This is a genomic window from Mordavella massiliensis (assembly GCF_016902415.1).
Lineage (GTDB): Bacteria > Bacillota > Clostridia > Lachnospirales > Lachnospiraceae > Merdimonas > Merdimonas faecigallinarum.
Genome location: NZ_JACJLV010000004.1, coordinates 91,924 through 98,488, shown reverse-complemented (window position 1 = coordinate 98,488; position 6,565 = coordinate 91,924). Strand labels below are relative to the sequence as shown.

Annotated in this window: 6 protein-coding genes; all 6 read left to right on the top strand. The window is 51.3% G+C overall.

The annotated features are described in order from the left end of the window. The first annotated feature begins 89 nt into the window (after nucleotides 1-89). Nucleotides 90-1,358 carry a cell division protein FtsZ gene (gene ftsZ / locus H6A13_RS02275; protein ID WP_204907999.1) on the top strand — a complete coding sequence of 423 codons (1,269 nt, stop codon included), beginning with the start codon at nucleotides 90-92 and terminating at the stop codon, nucleotides 1,356-1,358. Between the two features lie 289 nt (nucleotides 1,359-1,647). Beyond that, on the top strand, nucleotides 1,648-2,439 hold the full coding sequence (locus tag H6A13_RS02270; protein ID WP_204907998.1) for a sigma-E processing peptidase SpoIIGA: 792 nt from the start codon (nucleotides 1,648-1,650) through the stop codon (nucleotides 2,437-2,439). Between the two features lie 17 nt (nucleotides 2,440-2,456). Continuing rightward, nucleotides 2,457-3,197 carry an RNA polymerase sporulation sigma factor SigE gene (sigE, locus tag H6A13_RS02265; protein WP_204907997.1) on the top strand — a complete coding sequence of 247 codons (741 nt, stop codon included), beginning with the start codon at nucleotides 2,457-2,459 and terminating at the stop codon, nucleotides 3,195-3,197. 48 nt (nucleotides 3,198-3,245) lie between these two features. After that, nucleotides 3,246-4,853 (top strand): MBL fold metallo-hydrolase, encoded by a 1,608-nt coding sequence (locus H6A13_RS02260; RefSeq protein ID WP_204907996.1) that lies wholly within the window; start codon nucleotides 3,246-3,248, stop codon nucleotides 4,851-4,853. Nucleotides 4,854-4,989: 136 nt separating this feature from the next. Continuing rightward, a complete protein-coding gene (sigG, locus tag H6A13_RS02255; RefSeq protein ID WP_204907995.1) occupies nucleotides 4,990-5,772 on the top strand; it encodes an RNA polymerase sporulation sigma factor SigG in 783 nt (260 codons plus the stop codon). A 137-nt stretch (nucleotides 5,773-5,909) separates the two neighbouring features. Continuing rightward, nucleotides 5,910-6,563 (top strand): HAD family hydrolase, encoded by a 654-nt coding sequence (locus tag H6A13_RS02250; protein WP_204907994.1) that lies wholly within the window; start codon nucleotides 5,910-5,912, stop codon nucleotides 6,561-6,563. The last annotated feature ends 2 nt before the right edge of the window (nucleotides 6,564-6,565 follow it).

Here is a 6,565-nt window from a genome sequence, read left to right as displayed (position 1 = left end):
ATGTAGTATATATGGCAAAGTGAACACTTTTCTTTGCCCGTATATGGGATGTATAATATATAATAAGGATAACAAAGGAGGAGAAACCCTTGCTAGAGATTAAGACAAACGAATCAGAAGCGGCGGCAAAAATAATTGTTGTTGGAGTCGGCGGAGGCGGTAATAACGCGGTAAACCGAATGATCGACGAGCAGATTGCCGGCGTTGAATTTATTGCTATTAATACAGATAAACAGGCACTTCAGTTATGTAAAGCTCCGACCCTGATGCAGATCGGGGACAAGATCACCAAAGGACTGGGCGCAGGCGCAAGGCCTGAGATCGGAGAAAAAGCAGCAGAAGAGAGCGCGGAAGAGATCTCCGCAGCGCTGAAGGGCGCGGACATGGTATTCGTCACCTGCGGTATGGGCGGCGGAACCGGTACAGGAGCCACTCCGGTAGTGGCGCGGATCGCAAAGGAACAGGGAGCCCTGACCGTTGGCGTTGTGACAAAGCCGTTCAGCTTTGAGTCCAAGATCCGTATGAGCAATGCCCTTGCAGGAATTGAAAAATTAAAAGAAAGCGTTGACACCTTGATTGTTATCCCGAATAATAAGCTTTTGGAAGTTGTAGACAGACGCACCACCATGCCCGAGGCGCTTAAGAAGGCCGACGAGGTTCTTCAGCAGGGTATCCAGGGTATCACAGACCTGATCAATGTACCGTCTCTGATCAACCTGGACTTTGCGGACGTACAGACCGTTATGACCGACAAGGGAATCGCCCACATCGGTATCGGACAGGGACGCGGCGACGACAAGGCGCTGGAGGCAGTCAAGCAGGCTGTGGCAAGTCCGCTGCTTGAGACAACCATCGCAGGCGCTTCTCATGTGATCATCAACGTATCCGGAGACATCACTCTGATGGATGCTTCCGATGCGGCAGAATATGTACAGGAACTGGCAGGAGAGCAGGCAAGCATTATCTTCGGTGCGATGTACGACGATTCCAGAGCAGACGAAGCGACCATTACGGTTATCGCTACAGGACTCCACAATGTGGACGGCAGCGCTTCCAAGCTGAAGTCCAGACTGGAGAATCCGCGTGCGGCAGTTCCGCAGCATACACCGTCTCATACGGCGCAGCATACACAGAGTTTTGAGAGAAGCCACGCAGCTTCCGGCAGCGCCGGAACCGCTTCTGCGCATACAGGTTCCGCAAGACTGGATCTTGGCATGGCTCCGTCTAAGAACGGGGGAACCACAGCCGGTACAAGAAAGCCGGCCGGAGGAACTGTTCCTACGCTGGAAACACCGAAGACGCCGACCAGCAAGGTAAAAGAGCAGTCCATCAAGATCCCGGATTTCTTTAAGAGATAGACGGTAATATCTGAATTTCTGATCAGGCGTACTTTTCTGGTACGCCTGATTTTCTTTTTTCATAATTCTATTTTATTCTATTTATCATTTATTATCCAAGATTCTGAATTTTTATATTTCCCAGATCATTGCTTTTTTCTTGTATTTCTATCTAAAGCATGAAATTCATGTCGAAAAAAAGTGGAATCCTTCTCCACAGTCTGACAAATTCCACGATATCCAATCCGTATAATAGAACTTGCCCCTGGAGGACGGCGCTTTTCATCCGGACCAGGAAAGAAGGTGAACCATGTACTATGAATTATACATAGATGTATTTTTCCTGGAAAATTTTATGATGGACGCCCTTCTTTTGATGCTGACCGGCCGGATGATCCGATGTCAGGCAGGAAAGGGAAGGATCTTTTTCGGGGCTGCCCTGGGGGCGTTTCTGACCTGCGCGGCGGTTCTGATCCCGGTTCCGTATCTCCTGATCAGATTGATCCTGTTCTACGGGGGGATCAATCTTCTGATGCTGAAGGTCTGTTTTCAGACGGGATGGGACCGGACGCTTCTCTTTGCCTGGATCTTCCTCTATGTCAGTGGTTTCCTGCTGGGAGGAGCCCTGGGAATGGTCCGGCCGTATACGGGAAACCTGGGGCTGTTTTTCTTTCTGGCGTTTTTCTTTTATCTGATCTTGTCGAAGATCTGGGATCTTCTGGAAGCCCGTCTGCAGACGGAAGAATACCGGTGCCGGGTGATCCTCCGGGTAAAGGAAAAAAAGCTGGAAACAGAGGCTCTCATAGATAGCGGCAACCGTCTGCGGGAGCCGGGAAGCGGGTGCCCGGTCCACATCATCGGCAGAAAAGCCGCTAGGGTCCTGTGGCAGGATGTGCCGCTTCGGAGTCTGCACTATATTTCTTATCATTCGGTGGGAAAAGAAGGCGGAGTGATGCCGCTTCTTGAGGCGGACCGGATGGAGATCCACAAAAAGAAAGGGAACAAGACACAGGACATCATCATAGAACGTCCGGTGGTAGCCGTCTGTGACGAGGAAAAGGTCACAGAAGAGTATGACATGATTTTAAATTTAAATATCTGAATGGGAGGACTTAGAACATGCTGATGAATGCAACTGTACCACGTCGACTGAACTTAAGAATTGTGCCGGATTTCCGTACTTTTTTCTTTCCGGACCGCAGGGAAGTACACTATATCGGAGGGGCGGATATCCTCCCGGCGCCGCTGGAGCAGGAAGAGGAGGCGGCCGCGGTCTGTGATCTGGGGACCGACCGGCAGGAGCAGGCGAGAAAACTTCTGATCGAACACAATCTCAGGCTGGTGGTGTATATTGCCAAGAAGTTTGACAATACCGGAGTGGGGGTGGAAGACCTGATCTCCATCGGGACGATCGGGCTTATCAAGGCTATTAATACCTTTAATCCGCAGAAAAATATCAAGCTTGCCACCTACGCCTCCAGGTGTATCGAAAACGAGATCCTGATGTATCTGCGGAGAAATAATAAGACCAGACTGGAAGTGTCCATCGATGAGCCGCTGAACGTGGACTGGGACGGGAATGAACTGCTATTGTCCGACATTCTTGGCACAGAGGAGGATACCATATACAAAGATCTGGAGACAGAGGCGGAAAGAGGGCTTCTGCTCCGGGCCATCGGCCGGCTCTCCGGAAGAGAGCGGACGATCATAAAGATGCGTTTTGGACTTGGCACTCCGGACGGGGAGGAGAAGACGCAAAAAGAGGTGGCGGATCTTCTGGGGATCTCCCAGTCCTACATATCCAGACTGGAGAAAAAGATCATGCAGAGACTGAAAAAAGAGATGGTAAAATATTCATAGCCCGGCCCCGTAAATCATGTTACAATGAAATAAAAAAGGGGTGTGCATATGAGACTTACCTGTATCGGCGCAGCCCACGAGGTGACGGGCAGTTGTCATCTTCTGGAAGCCTGCGGAAAAAACATTTTGATCGACTGCGGAATGGAGCAGGGGCCGGATCTGTACGAGAACCAGGAACTGTCGGTTTCTCCGGGCGACATTGATTTTGTCCTGCTGACTCACGCCCATATCGACCATTCCGGCAATCTTCCTCTTCTCTGCAAAAAGGGATTTAAAGGAGAGATTGTTACCACCTTTGCAACGGCAGACCTGTGCGGCATCATGCTTCGTGACAGCGCGCACATCCAGGTATTTGAGGCGCAGTGGCGCAACCGTAAGGCGAGAAGAAGCGGGGACGCCCTCTATGAGCCGATCTACGACATGGAGGACGCGGATGCGGCTATCAAACTTCTGGCGCCCTGTGATTATAACCAGAAGATCACGCTCTGCGAGGGAATCGAGATACGGTTCCAGGATATCGGCCATCTTCTGGGTTCCGCCAGTATTGAGGTGTGGATCACAGAGGACGGCGTCACCAAAAAGATCGTATTTTCCGGCGACGTAGGCAATACAGACCAGCCTATCATCAAAGACCCCACGCCGGTAAAAGAGGCGGATTATGTGGTCATTGAATCCACCTATGGAGACAGGACCCACGGGGACGAACGGCCGGATTATGTCAGTGAATTTACCAGGATCCTGCGGGAGACTTTTGCAAGAGGAGGCAATGTGGTGATCCCCTCCTTTGCCGTAGGACGTACCCAGGAGATCCTGTATTTTATCCGGGAGATCAAGGAGAAGGACCTGCTTCCGGAATATCCGGGATTCGAGGTCTATGTGGACAGTCCGCTGGCCATTGAGGCCACCAATGTGTTTAATAAAAATGTAAAATCCTGCTTTGATGAAGAGGCGCTTGCCCTGATCGAGCAGGGCATCAATCCGCTGGTATTTCCGGGCCTTAAGACCACCATTACCAGCGAAGAGTCCAAGCTGATCAATTTTGACGAGAAGCCCAAGGTGATCCTGTCGGCCTCCGGCATGTGTGAGGCGGGCCGGATCCGCCATCATCTGAAGCACAATCTGTGGCGCCCGGAGTGTACCGTATGCTTTGTGGGCTATCAGGCGGTCGGGACCCTGGGACGCAGACTGATCGAAGGCGCGGAGAGCGTGAAGCTGTTCGGGGATAATATTACGGTAAACGCCAGGATCGAGGTGCTCCAGGGCATTAGCGGACATGCGGATATGAACGGCCTTCTGGCCTGGCTGAAAGGATTCGAGACGCCGCTTGAGAGAGTGATCGTTGTTCATGGAGAAGATACGGTGACCGATTCTTTTGCAAGTCTGGTAGAAGATACGATCGGATGTCCGGCGTTCGCGCCGTACTCCGGAGGATGTGTGGATCTTGCCACGAACCAGATCCTGACCGAAGGCATGAGGATTCCGAAGAAATCTGCGGAAAAACCGGCAAGGAGCAGGGCGCAGGCAGCCTTCAACCGTGTGGTGGCCGCAGCGAAACGGCTGCTTGAGGTGGTTTATAAAAACGAAGGCCTTGCCAATAAGGAACTGGCCAAATTTGAAAGCCAGATCCAGAACCTGGCAGACAAGTGGGACCGGTAGACCGGATGGAATCCTGGAAAGCTGTCAAGGACTAAAAGTTTTTTTATTTCCGCAGGAACAAGAATAACCGCGCGCCATATGGAGAATCATCTTACTAGGTAACATACATTTATCTGGCAGGAGGTTCTGAAAAGATATGGCACAGGGAAAAGTAGAGATCTGCGGGGTGGATACGGCAAAGCTTCCGGTCCTGGGAGAGAAGGAGAAAGAAGAGCTGTTCCGCCGCATTAAGGCGGGCGACAGACAGGCAAAAGAAGAATACATCCGGGGAAATCTAAGGCTGGTCTTAAGCGTGATCAAGCGGTTTGGGAGCAGCAATGAGAATCCGGACGATCTGTTCCAGATCGGCTGCATCGGACTGATCAAAGCAGTCAACAACTTTAATACCGAGCTGGAGGTAAAATTTTCCACGTATGCGGTACCCATGATCATTGGCGAGATCCGCAGGTACATGAGGGATAACAACTCGATCCGGGTCAGCCGGTCCTTAAGAGATACGGCCTACAAGGCCATTTACGCCAGAGAAAATTATGTAAAGCGTCACCTGAAGGAGCCGGGGATCCAGGAGATTGCAGAAGAGATCGGCATTTCCAAAGAGGATATTGTCTTTGCGCTGGACGCGATCCAGGCGCCCATGAGTCTTCAGGAGCCGGTCTACAATGACGGCGGTGACGCTCTCTATGTGATGGATCAGATTAGCGACAGCAGGAACCGGGAAGACAAATGGGTAGAGGATCTGTCTCTGGAGGCTGCCATGGACCATCTGACCGGCCGGGAACGGCATATCATCCGGCTGCGGTTTTTTGAGGGCAGGACCCAGATGGAGGTGGCTAAGGACGTGGGGATCTCCCAGGCGCAGGTCAGCAGGCTGGAAAAGCATGCCTTAAAAGTCATGCGCCAGTATTTGAGTGAAAAATAAACAGGAAGCAAGCAAAGAAAGAAGGAAGACCGGCCGGGAGAGACCGGTCTTTCCCTTCCTTTTCTGGGAAAACAGAATACGCTTGCATTTTCCCGGCGCCCATACTATGATATTGGCAGAGAAGGGAGACAATCATTATGAAGGCTTGTATATTTGATCTGGATGGAACTTTGACGGATACCCTGGAATCACTGGAATATTCGGTAAGGGCAACGCTTCGGGAAATGGGACTGCAGGAGATTACAAAAGAGCAGTGCCGGAGATTTGTAGGAGACGGCGCCAGGGTGCTGATGGAACGGGCGCTTTTGGCCGCGGGTGAAAAAGATTACGGAAGGCTTGAGGAGTCGCTTGGCATTTACAGGCGCATATTTGATGAGAACTGTACATATCATGTAACACCTTACCCGGGGATCGTGGAAATGTTAGAAGAACTGAAGCGGGAAAAGGTGAAGCTTGCAGTGTTGTCGAATAAGCCTCACGCCCAGGCGGTAAAGGTTGTAAAAGAGATCTTCGGGGAAGGAGTCTTTGATTACGTGTCCGGGCAGCAGGAAGGGATCGAAAGAAAACCGGATCCTGCCGGAGTAGAACACATCATGGAGACGCTGCAGGTGGACAAAAACAGCTGTCTCTATGTGGGGGATTCTGAAGTAGATGTGCAGACCGGAAAAAATGCCGGCGTCAAAACGATCATTGTATCCTGGGGATTCCGGACCAGAGAGGAACTTAACAGGGCAGGGGCCGGGACGGTGATCGACGCGCCCGGAGAGCTTTTGGAGTATACCAGACAGTAAAT